The 17522-nt window shown below is 60.1% G+C and carries 13 protein-coding genes; 7 read left to right on the plus strand and 6 right to left on the minus strand.

The features are described from left to right. Positions 1-129: 129 nt before the first annotated feature. On the minus strand, positions 130-1167 hold the full coding sequence (locus HMPREF0308_RS07605) for an aspartate-semialdehyde dehydrogenase (RefSeq protein ID WP_005530335.1): 1038 nt from the start codon (positions 1165-1167) through the stop codon (positions 130-132). Between the two features lie 29 nt (positions 1168-1196). Continuing rightward, entirely contained in the window at positions 1197-2462 is a 1266-nt protein-coding gene (locus HMPREF0308_RS07610; protein WP_005530337.1) for an aspartate kinase, read from the minus strand. A 301-nt stretch (positions 2463-2763) separates the two neighbouring features. On the opposite strand from HMPREF0308_RS07610, the gene HMPREF0308_RS07615 reads away from it, so the two are divergent. Further along, positions 2764-3621, plus strand: coding sequence for a DMT family transporter (locus HMPREF0308_RS07615; RefSeq protein ID WP_005530340.1), 858 nt, complete (start codon positions 2764-2766; stop codon positions 3619-3621). A 42-nt stretch (positions 3622-3663) separates the two neighbouring features. Here the strand turns inward: HMPREF0308_RS07615 and HMPREF0308_RS07620 are convergent, their stop codons facing one another. Next, entirely contained in the window at positions 3664-4830 is a 1167-nt protein-coding gene (locus HMPREF0308_RS07620; protein ID WP_005530342.1) for a mannosyltransferase family protein, read from the minus strand. Between the two features lie 340 nt (positions 4831-5170). Between HMPREF0308_RS07620 and leuA the strand changes: the two genes are divergently transcribed. The 6 genes from leuA to HMPREF0308_RS07650 all read left to right on the plus strand — a co-directional run bounded on the left by leuA (position 5171) and on the right by HMPREF0308_RS07650 (position 13568). Then, complete coding sequence (gene leuA, locus HMPREF0308_RS07625) at positions 5171-6988, plus strand: 2-isopropylmalate synthase (RefSeq protein WP_005530344.1); 1818 nt, start codon at positions 5171-5173, stop codon at positions 6986-6988. Positions 6989-7067: 79 nt separating this feature from the next. Continuing rightward, on the plus strand, positions 7068-7949 hold the full coding sequence (locus tag HMPREF0308_RS07630) for a hypothetical protein (RefSeq protein ID WP_005530346.1): 882 nt from the start codon (positions 7068-7070) through the stop codon (positions 7947-7949). A gap of 276 nt (positions 7950-8225) precedes the next feature. Further along, on the plus strand, positions 8226-9827 hold the full coding sequence (locus HMPREF0308_RS14360; RefSeq protein WP_005530348.1) for a hypothetical protein: 1602 nt from the start codon (positions 8226-8228) through the stop codon (positions 9825-9827). 56 nt (positions 9828-9883) lie between these two features. Beyond that, on the plus strand, positions 9884-11464 hold the full coding sequence (locus HMPREF0308_RS07640) for an exonuclease domain-containing protein (protein WP_005530350.1): 1581 nt from the start codon (positions 9884-9886) through the stop codon (positions 11462-11464). Positions 11465-11509: 45 nt separating this feature from the next. Further along, positions 11510-12796 carry a Mur ligase family protein gene (locus tag HMPREF0308_RS07645; RefSeq protein WP_005530352.1) on the plus strand — a complete coding sequence of 429 codons (1287 nt, stop codon included), beginning with the start codon at positions 11510-11512 and terminating at the stop codon, positions 12794-12796. After that, positions 12789-13568: a type 1 glutamine amidotransferase gene (locus HMPREF0308_RS07650; protein ID WP_005530354.1), complete on the plus strand. Its 780-nt coding sequence runs from the start codon at positions 12789-12791 to the stop codon at positions 13566-13568. Before HMPREF0308_RS07645 ends, HMPREF0308_RS07650 begins: the two co-directional genes overlap by 8 nt. Before the next feature lie 124 nt (positions 13569-13692). Here the strand turns inward: HMPREF0308_RS07650 and recR are convergent, their stop codons facing one another. The 3 genes from recR to HMPREF0308_RS07665 all read right to left on the minus strand — a co-directional run bounded on the left by recR (position 13693) and on the right by HMPREF0308_RS07665 (position 17481). After that, complete coding sequence (recR, locus tag HMPREF0308_RS07655; RefSeq protein ID WP_005530356.1) at positions 13693-14349, minus strand: recombination mediator RecR; 657 nt, start codon at positions 14347-14349, stop codon at positions 13693-13695. Positions 14350-14447: 98 nt separating this feature from the next. Next, positions 14448-14798: a YbaB/EbfC family nucleoid-associated protein gene (locus HMPREF0308_RS07660; RefSeq protein ID WP_005530357.1), complete on the minus strand. Its 351-nt coding sequence runs from the start codon at positions 14796-14798 to the stop codon at positions 14448-14450. Positions 14799-14862: 64 nt separating this feature from the next. Further along, complete coding sequence (locus HMPREF0308_RS07665; protein WP_034657258.1) at positions 14863-17481, minus strand: DNA polymerase III subunit gamma and tau; 2619 nt, start codon at positions 17479-17481, stop codon at positions 14863-14865. Positions 17482-17522 lie beyond the last annotated feature (41 nt).

The following is a 17522-nucleotide window of genomic DNA, read 5'->3' on the forward strand; positions in this document are numbered from 1 at the left end:
TCGAGCACACCAAGCCGGAAGTCCCAAAGTAAGAATCCGAAGTAAATAACTAAAAAGGAGCTTGTACATCCGTTTATTGGATGTACAAGCTCCTTTCTGTGTTTTATGGCTTTGTTTTAGGTCCGCGCGCTAGACCAACAACTCAGCAATCTGAATCGTGTTCAAAGCCGCGCCCTTGCGAAGATTATCGCCGGAGACAACCAGCACGAGGCCCTTGTTGTCATCCACGGACTGATCCTGTCGGATGCGGCCCACCAGGGACTCATCGATGCCTGCAGCAGCAAGCGGGGTTGGAACGTCGACGACCTTGACACCGGGGGCGTCGGCAAGCAGGCGGCGTGCCTCGTCCGGGGTGATTGCCTTGTCGAACTCCGCATGGATGGTCAGGGTGTGGCCGGTAAATACCGGGATGCGCACGCAGGTGCCAGCAACCTTGAGCTCAGGAATACCCAGGATCTTGCGCGACTCGTTGCGCAGCTTCTGTTCCTCATCGGTTTCCTCAGAGCCATCATCAACCAAGTTGCCAGCAAAAGGCAGCGCGTTGAAGGCAATCGGAGCAACATATGGGCCAAGCTCATCCTCAGAGACCTCCAGAACAGAGCCATCATGGACGAGCTCTACGTTGCGATCTCCAATCTCGGCAGCCTGCTTGGCCAAGGCCTCAACGCCAGCCAAGCCAGAGCCAGAAACTGCCTGATAAGAAGACACGTGCAAACGGTTCAGGCCAGCAGCATCGTGCAAGACCTTAAGAACCGGCATTGCGGCCATGGTGGTGCAGTTCGGGTTAGCAATGATGCCCTTCGGCGGATTCTTTGCCTCCTCCGGGTTTACCTCAGACACGATGAGCGGGACCTCAGGATCCTTGCGGAATGCAGAAGAGTTATCCACTACAGTTGCACCAGCAGCGGCGAAGACCGGGGACCAATCGCGCGAGGTAGCGCCACCGGCGGAAAACAGAGCAATGTCTACGTCAGCAATGGAGGCCTCAGTGACCTGGGAGAGATCTTCAACCACGATCTTTTCACCACGGAACTCCAGCTCCTGGCCAGCAGAGCGCGGTGACGCAAAGAAGCGCACCTTATCCGCAGGGAAGTTTCGCTCTTCAAGGATGGAGCGCATTACGCGTCCTACCTGGCCGGTAGCTCCTACGACTGCAATGGTGGTCATGAAAATTTCCTTCTTTCCCTGAAATGTTTTTAGCGGCCCGTACCAGCGTAGACGGTAGCTTCTTCTTCGCCCCCCAGCTGGAACTTCTCGTGCAATGCCACAGCCGCCTTATTGAGGTCAGTCTCGCGGACGAGCACGGAGATGCGGATCTCGGATGTGGAGATAAGCTCCATGTTGACGTCGGCGTCACGCAGCGCTTCGGTGAAGTCTGCGGTAACACCCGGGTGAGACTTCATGCCTGCACCGACTAAGGAAACCTTGCCCACTTGGTCGTCGTAAAGCACGTTTGCCCAGTGACCCTCGTTCTTGAGCTTGGTCAAGATCTCCATCGCGCGCGGGCCATCGGCACGCGGGCAGGTGAAGGTGATGTCGGTGGTGCCGGACTCCAGGGAAGAGACATTCTGCAGGACCATGTCGATGTTGATCTCGGCCTCGGCGATGGCGCGGAACACCTTCGCTGCCTCACCCGGGCGGTCCGGGATGCCCAAGACGGTAACCTTGGCTTCAGAGTTATCGGTCGCGATGCCAGTGAGTACTGCTTCTTCCACAGGGATATCCTCCATTGAACCGGCGATCAAGGTGCCGGGGTCGTTTGAATAAGACGAGCGAACTCGCAGGGGTACGTTGAATGCGCGGGCGTATTCCACGCTGCGCAGGACAAGAATCTTGGAGCCGACGGCCGCCATCTCCAACATCTCTTCGAAGGAGAGCTTCTCCAGCTTCTGCGCATCCGGCACAATGCGTGGGTCCGCGGTATAAACACCATCGACGTCAGAGTAGATCTCACAGACATCGGCTTGCAGCGCCGCCGCGAGGGCCACGGCGGTGGTGTCGGAGCCGCCGCGACCCAAGGTGGTAACGTCGCGGCTTTCCTTATTAACGCCCTGGAAACCAGCGACGATACAAATCTTGCCTTGATCCAGAGCCTCAGTAATGCGGCCCGGCGTGACGTCCACGATGCGCGCGTTGCCGTGGCGCTCAGTGGTGAGCACGCCAGCTTGGGAGCCTGTAAAGGACTGAGCTTCCGCGCCAAAGGACTCCACGGCCATGGCCACCAAAGCGTTGGAAATGCGCTCACCCGCGGTCAGGAGCATGTCCATCTCGCGCTGCGGCGGCACCGGGTTTACTTGGGCTGCCAGATCCAGCAGCTCATCGGTGGTGTCCCCCATGGCGGAGCAGACAACAACCACGTCGTTGCCCGCCTTCTTGGTAGCCACAATGCGCTCGGCGACAGCACGGATGCGCTCCGCGGTTTCGAGGGATGAGCCTCCGTATTTTTGAACGATCAGGGCCACGTTGGGATATCCACCTTTCACTGTGCGTTTCCCGCGACAGGCTATAGCCACAGGGCCGATAAGCCCTGCTATACCTGTCGTGCATTAGTCAGTTGTCCATGCTACCCCGGCGAGGTACTTCCTTTCACAATATGTGAAGGGGATCAAAGTGTTTTTATTCACCAATCATGCATTGCGCCGTATTTTTAGCGCCGCTCCGCCACCATAACGCAGCAACCCCGCAGCTGCCCGCATATACAGAAATCACTACACACGCCTGAATCATTCGTTATATTCACGGCGCCTTGAGTACGGTGGTGGGGTGTTCAGCAATCTCTTGGCGGTCTTCTTCGCCCTCGCCTCGGCCCTCACCGTGGCGTGGGGAACCGTCATCCGCCACCGGATCGCTCTCGAAGCGTCAAGTTCCGTCATGCGCACAGCCATGGGCAACCCCTTATGGTGGGTCGGCACCCTAGCAGCAGTGGTGGCCTATTGCCTGCAAATCATCGCTTTAGGATTCGGAACCCTGCTGGTGGTCCAGCCCATTTTGGTGCTTTCCCTCATGTTCACGCTCCCCCTTTCCGCCTGGTACTCCAAGCGTGCGCTGTCATTTCACGAGACCTTCTGGTGCGCGGCGCTGACAATCGCTGTGGGCGTCTTGGTGGTCTACGGCCGTCCCACTGCCGGCAATCCCCGTCCCTCCCTCAATGAATGGTGGCCGCCGCTTGTGTGTGGTGCCGCTGGTTTGGCCCTTTTAGGTCTGTTCGCCTGGCGCTACCGTGCCCGGCGTGCGCTCGCCCTGGGAACAGCCTGCGGCGCGCTCTATGGCTACGTCGCACTCTTGTCCAAGTCCGTGGTGGACATTTTCACCAACGATGGGCTGTGGCAGCTCGCGCAATCGTGGCAGCTATACGGCCTCGTCTTTCTGGCTGGAACAGGCACGGTATTACAACAGTATTCTTTCCATGCCGGCCCGCTCGCGCAGTCGCTTCCTGCCATGACCATCATGGAGCCCATCATCGCCTTCAGCTTGGGTTATGTAGTGCTCGGCGAGGAATTCCAAGTAGATTCCATCACGGGCTGGTCCGTGATGGCCGCCGCCTTGGCCGTCATGATTCTAGCAACGATCGTCCTCTCTCGGCGGCCAGTGGGACGTGCCCAAGTGCAGGCCGATAATTAGCTCGGCCCGGCCAGCGCGTTATAAATCGCCCCTTCAAAACTGCTAAATCGCCCAGTCAAAAACAGCCAGCATGTGCGCCGAGAACCAGGCGCCACCAAGCACCACTGCGCCCATTACAAAAGCCATCTGACGGGAGCTTGCCCACTTACTCATTTCGATTGTCCACGGAATAAAGAGCACGGCAGCCGGAAGCAGAAGGCGTGGGCGCGAGTGCATGATTCCGTCCGAGAGCAGCACGTTAGCTATGAGCGCTGCCGAAAAGAGCCACACCGGCAGCGGAAGCTTGCGCCAGGCAAGCACCAACAGAATGGGAGCGCCAACGATGACCGAGGTAGATAGCAGAAATCCTGCGTGATCCGCGGTCATCAGCGTGGATTTAACCCATTTAAAGGTGGCCACGCCGAAGTCGAACTGTGAATTCCAGTGTTCTTTCTGAATTCCAAAATATCCACCGGCGGAAGCTAGGTAGTGGTTGGCCATCGTGAGATAACCCAGCAGCGGCAACGCCGAGGCCACCAGCGCCACCCACGCCTTCCATTCCCGTGCACCCCACAACAGCACAATCACGCCGAAGACCAAGATCACGTCCACCGAGGTCAGACGAACGGCAGAAAGCGCAAAGACAAAAAGACCCGCGAGCAGCCATTTCCGGTCAATGAGCGCAACGAGCGCCCACATTGTCAACGCGCCAAACAGCGCCTCCGTGTACGGCATCGCGAAGACGATGGACATCGGCGCTGAGGTCACCGCGATTGCTGCGGCCACGCGTGCCTTGAAGTCCGCACCCATGCGCTGCGCGATTGCCATAACACCTGCGGCCATAACCACGGTAAACACAAAATTCAGGAGGATAGCGGCGATGGGTTCCGAAAATCCCAGGAAACTGACGAGCTTAATGAGTAAAGGAAAACCCGGAAAGAAGGCCATCGTCGTTTCATAAACGTTGCCCTCGGTCGCAATATCGGCGTTGAAGTAGCCGGCGCGTGCAATTTCTGTGTAATATACGGCGTCCCATTTATTGAGCAGGCCCCACAAATTATCATCGTTGGCCTTGGCAAACATAGCGAGCACAGCAATGCGCAGGATGTTTCCTAGGACGCCCACGCCCAGGGCCGCGATCCAATCGCGCTGACGCTCGTGCTTGACGACGTCGCCAAGCGCATTGCTTTCCGCTTCCTCACCGAGACCTGTTTTGCTCGCGTTCTCCACAATGGATAATGCTATAGGTTAAGCGCCCGCCGCCGGCAATATGCCGCATTAGGCTGGACGAATCTTCCAGATTTCGCATTCTCCTCCCCCAAGCCACACCCTCATTTGTCTCACCCCATGGGAACACTTGCCACGGAATGGGAAGCACGTTAGTGTGATCCACATGACTACGCGGCTGATCCTCCTCCTTATTTGCCGCGGCGGGAATTAGGCCTTGATAATCTTGCGGCCAGCGTCCCGTCGCGGTGTTCAGTGATGCGCATTCAGCCGCCATTGCCACAGCTGGCCGTGAGACACAGCTTCCACAAACCTTTCAAAACCTTCAAGGACCTTATAAAACATGTCTCCCAACGATTCCTTCATTTCTGCACCTCGCGAGATCACCACTCCTAACGGCCCATTCGGCGAGAACCAGCCCGCATGGAACAAGCAGCGCGGCTCCTCGATGCCGGTTAACCGCTACCTGAGCTTCGCCGAAGAGGTCGAGGATATCCAGCTGCCGGACCGCACCTGGCCTGACAAGAAGATCATCTCCGCCCCACAGTGGTGCGCTGTGGACCTGCGCGACGGCAACCAGGCGCTGATCGATCCAATGAGCCCGCAGCGCAAACACCGCATGTTCGACCTGCTGGTCAAGATGGGATACAAGGAAATCGAGGTAGGTTTTCCTTCCGCATCTCAGACGGACTTCAACTTCGTGCGTGAAATCATCGAACAGAACAAGATCCCTGAAGACGTCACCATCCAGGTTCTGGTTCAGGCCCGCGAGCACCTGATTCGCCGCACCTTTGAGGCTTGCGAAGGCGCCAAGAACGTCATCGTTCACTTTTACAACTCCACCTCCAAGCTGCAGCGCCGCGTGGTCTTCCGCAAGGACCGCCCGGCCATCAAGAAGCTGGCTACCGATGCCGCCGCGCTCATCAAGGAGATCGCCAAGGACTACCCAGACACCAACTGGCGCTGGGAGTACTCTCCTGAGTCCTTCACCGGCACTGAGCTGGACTTCGCCGTCGAGGTATGCGACGCCGTCGTAGACATCATGGAGGCCACCCCGGAGCACCCGATGATCATCAACCTGCCTTCCACAGTGGAAATGATCACCCCGAACGTCTACGCCGACTCCATCGAGTGGATGCACCGCAACTTTGCCAAGCGCGACTCCATCATCCTGTCCCTGCACCCGCACAACGACCGTGGCGAGGGCATCGCCGCAGCCGAGCTGGGCTACCTGGCGGGCGCCGACCGCATCGAAGGCTGCCTGTTCGGTAACGGCGAGCGTACCGGCAACGTGGACCTCATCACCTTGGGCCTGAATATGCTGACGCAGGGCGTCGATCCGCAGATCGATTTCACCGACCTGCCCGCCATCCGCGAGACCGTGGAATACTGCAACCAGCTGCGCGTTCCTGAGCGCCACCCCTATGGCGGCGAGCTGGTCTTCACCGCTTTCTCCGGTTCCCACCAGGACGCCATCAACAAGGGTCTGGATGCACTGGCCAACGAGGTTCGCCCTGGCGCCAACAACACCGAGGTCTCCTGGGACGAGCTGCGCGAGACCGTCTGGGAGGTTCCTTACCTGCCCATCGACCCGAAGGACGTCGGCCGCGACTACCAGGCTGTTATTCGCGTGAACTCGCAGTCGGGCAAGGGCGGCGTTGCCTACATCATGAAGACGGATCACGGCATCAACATGCCGCGCGCCATGCAGGCGGAGTTCTCCGCTGTGGTACAGGAGGTTACCGATACCGAAGGCGGCGAGGTCAACTCCAAGAACATGTGGGACATCTTCGCCACCGAGTTCCTGGACCGCGAAGCACCGCTGGCGCACAAGACCTTCCTGATCGATAACTCGCCTAACGACGACTCGGAGGCAAAGGTCACGGCAACCGTCGAGTACAACGGCTCCGAACATGTCATCTCCGGCCACGGCAACGGCCCGATTGCGGCCTACGCCAACGCTCTGGAACACCTCGGCATCGACTTCGAGGTCATCGAGTATTCCCAGCAGTCCCGTACCGCTGGTGACGACGCTGAAGCAGCTTGTTACATTGCTGCCGATGTCAACGGCACCCAAGTGTGGGGCGCGGGCATCGCAGGCTCAACCACTCGAGCCTCGATCTTCGCCATCAACTCTGCGGTCAACCGCGCACTGAACTAGCCGCATCTGCACACCCCTCCCCGACTGCGCGCCTAGGCCAAAGCCCCGCGGATACGGTTTAGGTGGTAGAAGTCGAAACATGACTTCTCCCCTGTATCCCATCCCGCACCTTGGCCTAGGCGCAGTTCAGTCGCTTCCCGTTTGGGATGCCGCTACCGCGCCCTCCGATCCTGAGAAGCAACTCGTTTCCCTCACGCGTCTGACTAACGGCGGGTGGGATGTCATGTCCGGCGAAGAGAAGCTGGGCTCGATCGCTGCCCGCGATGCTGCAGAGTATCCAGAAATTGAGCTGCTTTTCGACGCCGGCCTAACCCCCGCCGTCACTTTTCTCCACGGCACCCAGCCCGCCATCCTTCTACCACGGCCAGGCCTATGTTTGCCCGCCAATAACCCGCCGAGTTCCCCGTGGGCAATACTGGATTATGCCCCCGCTATAAGCGTTCACGACATTCCAGACGACGTGGATATTCCGCACTACGGCCGCATCCACCTTCTTGTCACCCTGCGAACCGCCGAATCCGATCCCCACAGCATCAGCGCATACTTAGGGCCGCAATTCATCGCAACGCTAGACGACGCCCCCGCATACCTTTCTGCGATCATCACAGAAAATGCCGCAGATGGGCTGACCACACTAGCGCATGCTTACCACTACCCCCGCCAAAACGGGCGCGTGCTTAACATTTACGCCTCTAACGCCGTCTCCCAAGAATCGCGGGAGGGAACGGGCCAGGAACGTCTTTTAGCAGAACGTACCGCCACCACTAGCGTTGCCGCCGAGACTTTCGAGACGGCCAGTTTTAAAGCCATCACCGATACAGACCTTTCCCGCATCGATCGACTCCCCAGCACAAAAGGTGATGCATCACCCAAGCCGGGCAGTCCTAAACTCTGGCTCATTCTTATTATTTTGACTGTCGTTGCATTAATTTTGTCAACTGTATATATGGCTGCCCACTAAACATTATTCGTTAGGCGTAATATGCTTCCCCCACTCGCAAAGCGTCAATAGTCCCAGCTAAAGGCCAGCTTATACGTTTGAAAATTATTCATTTTCGAAGTAAGATTTTCTACAGATTATTAACCTATGCGGGCATTTTAATGGATAGTGTTAGTGAAGCTGTCAGCGGCAACCCCACCCCAATGCTTGCCGGTGATTGCAGTATTTGAATACTTAGTTTTATTGAACCCCGACTTTTTGGCTCAGCCGGTACCCCCTATAAGAAGGCGAATATTGATGAAGTCGACCAACTACATGGTCCCCGACCATGGTTTTGGCAATGTCAATAACATTCCCATCCAAGAAGTAAACCCTGACTTCTTGGTGGACCTTATGGAAAAAGCGGGCACCGATCAACCAGAAATCAAGGTCAATTTGAGCGGTTCAGCCAAAGAAGGCTTCAGGGTCCGCTATCAGGACACCACGATCGGCCACCTCGAAAAGAGCGACGTCAGCGCTTATACCGAGCTGGACTGGATCATTGATGCTGGCCTGCATCCACACGTCACCGCTCGCATCGCGATGGTCGAAATGGACGGCGAACAGTGGCCTTCCTTTGACGTTCAGCTCCCAGCCCCGGGCCTATGCGTGCCTGCAAATAACCCCCCAGCTGAGCGGTGGGCCTTGCTGCCGGGTTCAACCCCTGCAACCATCACTAATTTTCAACCAAAAATGGACGTGCTCCCCGAGGGAGCCGAGCACTTCCTCGTTACGCTCCACGCCCGCCGTTTCCTTGGCCGCCGCGCTGTAGCTGTTCTCGTCGACGGAGTACAAATTGCCTCTCTGGACCGCGAAGATGCCCGTCGCCTTGCAAACACGGTGCTGGAGTATCAGCAAAACGGCCTCCTTGCAGTCGCTCACGCCTACTACTGCATGGAGGAATCCAAGCCGAGCTTGGTTGTTTATGCCGATGCTGAGGATAAAGCTAATCGCGCAGTCGTAGCTGGCACCCTCACCGCAGCGTCAATGGGCCTTTCTGCTGTTACAGCTGCACGTGCAGAGGCAGCAGAGCACGCAAACATCCACTTCTTCGGGTCCACCAACAATCAAGTTGCAGCCCTAATGACTTCCAAAACTGCTTCTACGGCTCTCATGGGCAGCAACATTGGTTTGAAGCTGGTGGCGGCTGCAAGTACCGCGGTCATTGTTGGTGGCGGGGCAAACTTTGCAGCTTCCATGTTCTCTGTAGACAAGCAGGAACACGAGGAAACAGCTGCATTACAGGGAGAATCCTTCGACGATTCCTCCTTCCAAGACGAAGTCACACCGTCCCGCAATACTTTGGGCAATAAGTCCCATTCCAGCTCATCCGTTGCTACAGCTCCTGGCACCGAAAGCCGAGGCGGATTCCGCACTATTGAAGAGGACTCTGACTCCGCTTCCAACAAAAATGGGCACCGAAACGTAGCTACGCGCATCCAGGCGAAGGCGATTGAACCGACGCCTGAGCCTGCAAACGAAGACGTACCGCAGGTCACTGAAACTTCTGTAGTTCTATCTACACCTCGTACTACTGCGCCCCGCAAGTCAGAGACCACCGGCCCGGCACCTTCGGTTGAGGTTACAACCGCACCCCCAAGCACTGTGTATACCAAGGAGCGCGCAGTCGACCATCCATCCACCACCGACGCCCCTACTACGAGCCGCGAACCAAGCACTCCGCAGCCGCCTACGCCCGAGATCGTCCCGTCGACCACGCCGCAAACCACGCCACCGACGAGCAAGCCGCAAACCACGCCACCGTCGACCAAGCAGCCAGAACCTACGCAGCCCTCAAGCCCGGCCACACCGACTAGGCAGGTTACAACGACGGTAATAACTATCATCATCCGCCCCTAAGTCATACGCTCGCCCGTTGAGCGGTTTCGCGCGGTCTGGGTACTACACTGATAAGAATGAGCATGACCCCCGGCCCTGATTCAGCCCCCGCGCCTTCTCCGGCTGCGCTGGCCACTGGCCACCCGCGCACTCCCGGCCGGGCTTCCGCTCCGAAACCCGGCCCCAAGCCGCAAGCACAACCGCCTAAGCCTGGGCCGCAGACGCAAAACTCCGCGGCCAGCACCCCTGCTTCCACTGAGCAAGAGCCAGCGCACAACCACCGCGAGCCCAGCGCGCAAGAAATCGCGCAAGCCGAGGCCGTGGCCGCGCATCCTTTCGTCGCGCTCACCGTCCAGACCACAGGCATTCACCCCTCCACGGCTCGGCTCGTTGCAATCGACGCCCTAACCTTCAACGCGCAAGGCGAAGTCGGCCAGGAATTCCATGCTGTTGTCAACCCTGACATAGACCCCGGTCCGCGCCACCTTCATGGCCTGACTCCCGAAGAGGTCGCTAGAGGCCAAGCCTTCTCCCGCCTTCTCAAGCCCTTGGACCGGCTTATCGACGGCCGCACGCTCATCGTCCACGACACCCCCTTCACTTGGGGCTTCATCGTGTCCGAGGCCCGCCGCGCCATGATGGCAGCGGCCCGCCAGAATCGCTCGCGCAATCGCAATCGCAACAAGGGACGCCGTCGCCGTCAAAAGGTCGGACACGTTCCCACCCCGGTCACCATCGTGGATACTCTCGCCACCGCGCGCCGACAGGGGGTATGGGAGAACGACATTAGGCTGGCGGCCGTCGCCAAGCGCAGCGGACTCGATGTACCGCCACCCACCGCAACTACGCAGCGCGCGCAGCGCAGCGAGGCGGAGACCTCCCGTGAGGCTACGCAACTGCTGTACCGCCTCTACCGCCTCCAAGCAGGCAAGACGCTGAGTACGTACGCACCTGACGAACTGCGCGCGGACCGCTTTGGGCTGCAGCGCTCACACGTGCGCGTCGACGCCGCGGAAGCTCCGCGGCAGCACCATAACCCGGGCAAGTACCAGCCGGGCAAGGAGCTGCGCCGTGGCATGGAGATCGTGGTCGCCCCGGAAATCTTGGAAGATCCGGACACCATCATTTCTGCGCTTGGCCGTGAGGAGCTCAACTACTCGGAAAAGCTGACCCGTGAGACTTCCTTGGTGGTTTGCAACGTGACCACTGACCTGGTGGGCAAACCGATGCACGCGCACCGCAAGGACATCCCCCTGATGTCTGACACGGCCTTCCTCGCCGCACTCGAACGCATCGAGGAGGCCCAGGAGCCGGAGCCAAAGAAGGAGCAGTCGAGCCGACACGCACACGTTCCGAACAGCAACAATCGCCGTTCGAGCAACGCTAACCGACGCCGCTCCCGCCGCAAGTCTTCCTCCGCAACAGGCAAGCCAGCCAATCCCAATGCACAAGTTGCTGAGAACAAGCAGGATGCTGCGCACAGCACGCAACACAACCCCCAGAACAACCCCCAGAACAAACCGCAGGACAAGTCCGGCTCTGGGAATGGCAACAAGCGACGTCGCCGCCGCGGCGGACGAGGCGGACGCGGACGCCGCGGAGGGAACAACTCTGCGGGGAATAACTCTGCAAAGAATCAAAACTCCGGACAAAACTAGGCGCGCGAGTCCCGTCCGGCGCGCTGACGCGACTACCCTAAGGGCATGAGTTTTAACCTTTCTGGCACGTTGCAGTCTCTGCGTACCAACGCCGCCACTACCGCCGCCAAGCTGGCCACCACCGCCTCCCGCGCCACCGGCCGCGGAGCAGGCGGAATGATTGGTGGCCTCGTTGCCGGCGCTATTGACCCACAGATCATGGCCCACCTCGGTAGCGACCGCCCCGCAGTGCTGGTTACTGGCACCAACGGCAAGTCCACCACTACCCGCATGCTCGCCGCTGCTGTACGTGCTGAGCACACCGTGGCCACCAACGACGGTGGCGACAACATGGATGCCGGAATCATCTCTGCATTGCTGGCCGGTAAAAACGCCAGCCGCCTCGTCCTCGAGGTCGACGAGCTGCACGTTCCGCATGTGGCGGACAAGCTCAACCCGCAGGCTTTGGTGCTGCTGAACCTCTCCCGCGACCAGCTGGACCGCGTGGGCGAGATTAACAAGATTGAACGCGCCCTGCGCGGCGCGGTTGAGGCGCACCCGGACATGCTCATCATCGCTAACTGCGACGACGTCCTCATGACCTCCGTGGCATACGACGCCAAGAACGTCATCTGGGTGTCCGCTGGTGCCGGCTGGCTCGGCGAATCCGTGACCTGCCCACGTACCGGCGGCCACATCATTCGCGACGGTGAGGATTGGCGTGCCGTCAAGCCGCTTGCCGACGGCCGCGAATTCCGCCGCCCCGCTCCCACCTGGTCCGTGGACCAAGCTGGACTCCACACTCCGCAAGGTGAGCGTGCATTGAACCTCGCCCTGCCTGGCCGCGCCAATCGCGGCAACGCCGCCCAGGCCATCGCTGCTGCCGTGGAGGGATTCGGCGTGGACCTCGACAAGGCGCTTTCCGCCACCGAGTCCGTTGCCGACGTCGCCGGCCGCTACTCCACCATCACCCTTGGTAACCAGAAGATTCGCCTGCTTTTGGCTAAGAACCCGGCCGGCTGGCAAGAGGCGCTGTCCATGGTGGACCGCACCGCCGAAGGCCTCGTCATCGCCACCAATGGCCACGTCGCTGACGGCATCGACATGTCCTGGCTGTGGGACGTGAAGTTCGAGGACTTTGAGAAGCTGGCAGTCAAAGCTTCCGGCGAGCGCGGCACCGATCTGGCCGTGCGCTTGGTTTATGCCGATATCTCGCACGAGCTCATCCGCGATCCGCTGGAGGCCATCAAGGCCTGCCCTCCGGGTCGCATCGAGGTTCTGGCTAACTACACCGCTTTCCGCGACTTAAAGAAGGCGCTTGAGCGCGAAGCAAAGGAGACCACCAATGACTAAGCTGCAGATCGGCCTCATCCTGCCGGATGTTTTGGGCACCTACGGCGACGATGGCAATGCTCTAGTCCTGCGTCAGCGCGCCCGCATGCGCGGCCTCGAGGCGGACATCATCCCGATCAAGCTGGGCGAGCCAGTGCCGGATTCCCTCGACGTCTACACCCTTGGTGGCGGCGAGGACGTGGCACAGATTCTCGCTGCTGAGCACCTCATCGCAGACGGTGGCCTCACGCGTGCGGCCAACGCAGGCCGCCCAATCATCGCCATTTGCGCAGGCCTACAGGTTCTCGGTGAGTCCTTCCGCGCCTCCGGCCGCATTATCGACGGCGTGGGGCTTATCGACGCCACCACCGCTTCCATGGCCGAACGCGCCATCGGCGAGGTCTCCTCTGAGCCCACCCGCGCTGGCATCACTGCGGAACTCACCGAGCCTCTCACCGGTTTTGAGAACCACATGGGCGCGACCATCCTGGGCCCGGCTGCGCAGCCGCTGGGCAAGCTCACCCGCGGACAGGGTAATGCCGACACTGCCGCTACCGCGGACCTTGCCGATGCCTCCGAGCAGCGCACAGCCGAAGGCGCCGTTCAGGGCAGCGTCATCGCTACTTACATGCACGGACCAGCACTAGCCCGCAACCCGCAGCTCGCTGACCTGCTGCTGGCCAAGGCTCAGGGCATCGCTTTGGCGGATCTCGAGCCCCTCGACATCCCAGCCGTGTCACAGCTGCGCACCGAGCGCTTCAACGCGTCGAAGCCGCCGCGCTCGCAGCTCTAGTCTCGCAACTGCGGGCGCTCAGCTGGCGCTCGCGGCTTGCCTTAGCCGCCCTAAATGCCAAATCGTCGCCATTTTCGCGCCACTTAGCGCCACAATTCGGCAATTAGGGCGGCTGCTAAGACAGCTACACCGTCAAACGACCCGACAGCGCGCGGGACAGCGTCAGTTCATCCACGAACTCAAGGTCGCCACCCAGCGGCATGCCGGATGCGAGGCGGGTGATCTTTAGGTCAGGGAAGTCTCGCAGCAAGCGGACTAGGTATGCCGCGGTGGCCTCGCCCTCGGTATTCGGGTCCGTGGCGAGGATAACCTCTTTGATCTCCGGCGTCGTGTCGTACAACGGCGCGTCCGGAGTGGAATCCGCTAGCTCTCGGTCCGGCAGCACGCCGCCGATGCGCTGCAACAACGCAGAAATATTAAGGTCCTTCGGGCCGACGTTGGCCAGGGGGTCCAAAGCACCGCCCAGCACGTGATAGCGGCCGTTGTACTCGCCAGTTCGCTCGATGACCTGGATGTCTTTAGGCTCCTCAACCACGCATATGGTCGAGGCGTCGCGTTGCGAATTCACGCAGATGCGGCACACCTCTTCGCGGGAGATATTGCAGCAAATGCGGCAGAAGGTCACGCCGTCGCGCACCGCACCGAGGGCGTTTTGCAAGCGATCGACGTCCTCTGGATCCATGTGCAGCACGTGAAAAGCGATACGCTGCGCCGACTTTGGGCCCACGCCAGGCAGGCGTGAAAACTCGTCGATGAGATCCTGCAGAGGTCCTTCGAACACGATTCTCCCTAATAATTAACGACAAAAGGCCGCCGCCCCGAACCGGGACAACGACCTTTTAGTTTAACGTGCGACTACTGATTGCCGCCGAAGACATCCTAGAAAGACAAGCCGTCAAAGCCCTGCTGACCCTGGCCCATGCCCTGGGACAGCGGGCCAATCTTCTCCTGTGCGAGACGACCAGCCGCAGCGTGTGCTTCCTTGAAAGCGCCGATAACGAGGTCCTGGAGGGTGTCAACGTTCTCAGGGTCCACAACGGACTTATCGATCTGGAGGTCAACGAGCTCAGCACCACCAGTCATAACGACCTTAACCAGGCCATTGCCAGCGGTTCCCTCAACCTGCGCGGCGAGGATTTCTTCCTGTGCCTTCTGCAGCTCAGCCTGCACGCGGGCAGCCTGTGCGAGCAGATCGTTCATGTCATTTGCCTGGGACATTGGGTCAGTCATGGAAAGTCCTTTCAAAAGTAAGTTCTCTAAGTTTTTGCTACCCGCCAAGTGTACAGATGCACGCCTACAAGCGCCGTGCTCCGAGTTCCTTGGCAAGCAGCTCCATCGCCACCTCAGTTGAACTGCGATGATCCATCTCGCCGACGTTTTGAGCTTCCTCCATCATCTCGCGCTCTTCGTCATCGCGTGAGTAGGCCTGTTGCGGTGGTTGCGCAGTGCTTGCCGACGCCCCCATCTCCTGGTTCTGCTGCCCCAACCCCGGTTGACTGGGCTGCGGGTCAGCTGGATAGTACTCCTCTGGTGGTGCCTCAAAATCGTCTTCCGGCGCTGGTTCGGGCGGCAGCGGTACACCGTTGCCGAAATGCGGAACTTTGTTGAATTCCTCGTCACGCTTCTGTGCCACCTGGGAGGCCTGCGCGATTCGCGAACGCCAGTCACCACCCTGCTGGGATGACTGTTGTGCCGGCTTCGCCGCTTGCTGACGCGGGGCCTGCAGCTGCGCAGGCGGAGTAGCTTGCGGTGCAGGTTGATGCGCGCTTGCCGCCGCTGTGGCCGCCGCCGCAGCCTCCGATGCCGCAGCCGGTGTCACTGGCCCGGGGCTCTCTTCGCGAGCAGGCTCGTTGTTCTGCGTGCCGATAGGTCGCGGTGCTCCCCACGGATCATCAGATGCAAACGCAGAAGCGTTCGGAGAAGCGTTATCGGCAGCGCTTGCCACCTCAGCTCGTCCAGTCTCCGGAGCCGCAGGCTGTGGCCGTTCCGGCTGCACCGCCTGAGATGCGCTGGCAGACTGCTCCGATTGCTGCTCGGGTTCAGCCTGCGGACTAGGCCTCTCAGACTCCTGTTCTGGCTCAGCGGACTCGCGCTGTTGCTGGTTTGGGTTCCACGTTGGCTGCTGGCGCGGAGTGCTTTCGCTAAAGCCTGCTGCCTTCGGGTTGGTACCAATAATGCAGTTGACCTTGATGTCACGGCGCAGCTCTTCCTTAAGAACTGCCACGATCGCATCGTTGTTGGACGGCGAATTGATTCGCTCCGCAAGAGCACCCGTGGTGTGTCCCAGAATCAATGTGTCATCACGGAAGCCAAGCACGCGGGCCTCAGCGAGCATGATCTCTGCAACCTTGTTGCGACGCCCCACGGCCGCGCGAAGGTTCGACCACTGCGAACGCACTTGCTCCGCGACATCAACTGCATGTTCCTGCGCTGGCTCCTGAACAGACTGCTGTGCCGGTTCCTTGGCTGGCTCCGGAGCAGACTCCTGTGCAGGTTGAGTCTCGGTTCGCTGCTGAGGCGCCTGTTCGGCGCGCTCGGCTGGCTGTTGCTCGGACTGCTGCGGCTGAGCCTGCGGCGCCTGGGCCTGCTGCTGTTGTTGCTGCGCCTGCTGCTGAGCCTGGCGGTTGCGGCGGGCAGCGATAATGGCGGCAGCTGCGGCTGCTGGGTCTTGGGCTTGGGCAGTAGCGGGTGCAGGTTGGTTGGAAGCTGCGGTATTTGCGTGGCTGACAGCAGGCGTTCCAGCGGAGGCACCTTGCGGTGAACCAACAGGCATGCCCGTGGGCAGCGCAGCCGGCTGGCCAGCCGCGGCTGCTGCCGGAGCCGAGCCCACGAGTAGGTGAGCGCAGAGAATCTCCAGAAGGAGGCGCGGCGAAGTCGCTCCTCGCAACGAAGAGATACGGCTGTTTACGGTCTCAGCCAGGTAGGCCAGCTGCGGTCCGGTGAAACGCTGTGCTTGGGCAAGGAGGATCTCGCCGCGATCGGTTGGAGCGGAGACCAACCCGACTTCCAAAGCACCCGGAACGGCCTGCAGGATCATCAAGTCGCGCAGACGATCGAGCAGATCAATGGCAAAACGGCGAGGTTCGTGGCCGGCTTCGATGACATCGTCGACAAGCGTGAACAAACCCGCCTTGTCCTGGTTAGCCAGCGCCTCAATCGTGTTGTCAAGAAGACCGAGATCGGTCACGCCCAGCAGGGGACGGGCGACGTCGTAAGTGAGCCCGTCAGGACCCGCACCCGCGAGCAGCTGGTCCAAAATGGACAGCGTGTCACGCGGGGAACCACCGCCGGCCTGAATGACCATGGGGTACACAGTGTCATCCACGTGCACGCCCTCAGCAGCCACGGTGCGCTCCAGCAAGCCCTTCATCGCGGGCGGGGTCAGCAGGCGGAACGGGTAGTGGTGGGTACGCGAACGGATGGTGCCGATGATCTTCTCCGGCTCCGTGGTGGCGAAGATGAAGATGACGTGCTCTGGTGGCTCTTCAACCACCTTGAGCAGAGCATTCGCACCCGAGGCGGAAATCATGTGGGCCTCGTCGATGATGAAGATGCGATACCGCGACTCCGCCGGCGCGTAGTAGGCGCGGTCGCGCAGCTCACGCATGTCCTCAACACCGTTGTGTGACGCCGCGTCGAGCTCCGTCACATCGAGATTGCCCGGGCCGCCCGGGGCCAGGGACACACAAGAATCGCACACTCCGCACGGCGTGGACGTCGGCCCCTGCTCGCAGTTGAGCGAACGGGCCATGATGCGCGCAGAAGAGGTTTTACCGCAACCGCGCGGACCGGAAAAGAGGTAAGCATGGTTGATTCGCCCTGCGTCGAGGGCAGCGGATAAAGGCGTGGTGACCTGCTCTTGGCCGACCACTTCCGCGAAAGTTGCTGGACGATATTTCCGGTATAGAGCCACGGTTAGTCAGTCTACATTCTGCCGCGGACACTCTCCCCCGC

The sequence above is a fragment of the Corynebacterium striatum ATCC 6940 genome, from assembly GCF_000159135.1.
GTDB lineage: Bacteria > Actinomycetota > Actinomycetes > Mycobacteriales > Mycobacteriaceae > Corynebacterium > Corynebacterium striatum.

Excerpts from the sequence above, each read along its gene's own strand:
- HMPREF0308_RS07605 (WP_005530335.1), bottom strand. The coding sequence starts at position 1,167 with ATGACCACCATTGCAGTCGTAGGAGCTACCGGCCAGGTAGGACGCGTA.
- leuA (WP_005530344.1), top strand. The coding sequence starts at position 5,171 with ATGTCTCCCAACGATTCCTTCATTTCTGCACCTCGCGAGATCACCACT.
- HMPREF0308_RS07630 (WP_005530346.1), top strand. The coding sequence starts at position 7,068 with ATGACTTCTCCCCTGTATCCCATCCCGCACCTTGGCCTAGGCGCAGTT.
- HMPREF0308_RS14360 (WP_005530348.1), top strand. The coding sequence starts at position 8,226 with ATGAAGTCGACCAACTACATGGTCCCCGACCATGGTTTTGGCAATGTC.
- HMPREF0308_RS07640 (WP_005530350.1), top strand. The coding sequence starts at position 9,884 with ATGAGCATGACCCCCGGCCCTGATTCAGCCCCCGCGCCTTCTCCGGCT.
- HMPREF0308_RS07645 (WP_005530352.1), top strand. The coding sequence starts at position 11,510 with ATGAGTTTTAACCTTTCTGGCACGTTGCAGTCTCTGCGTACCAACGCC.
- HMPREF0308_RS07650 (WP_005530354.1), top strand. The coding sequence starts at position 12,789 with ATGACTAAGCTGCAGATCGGCCTCATCCTGCCGGATGTTTTGGGCACC.
- HMPREF0308_RS07660 (WP_005530357.1), bottom strand. The coding sequence starts at position 14,798 with ATGACTGACCCAATGTCCCAGGCAAATGACATGAACGATCTGCTCGCA.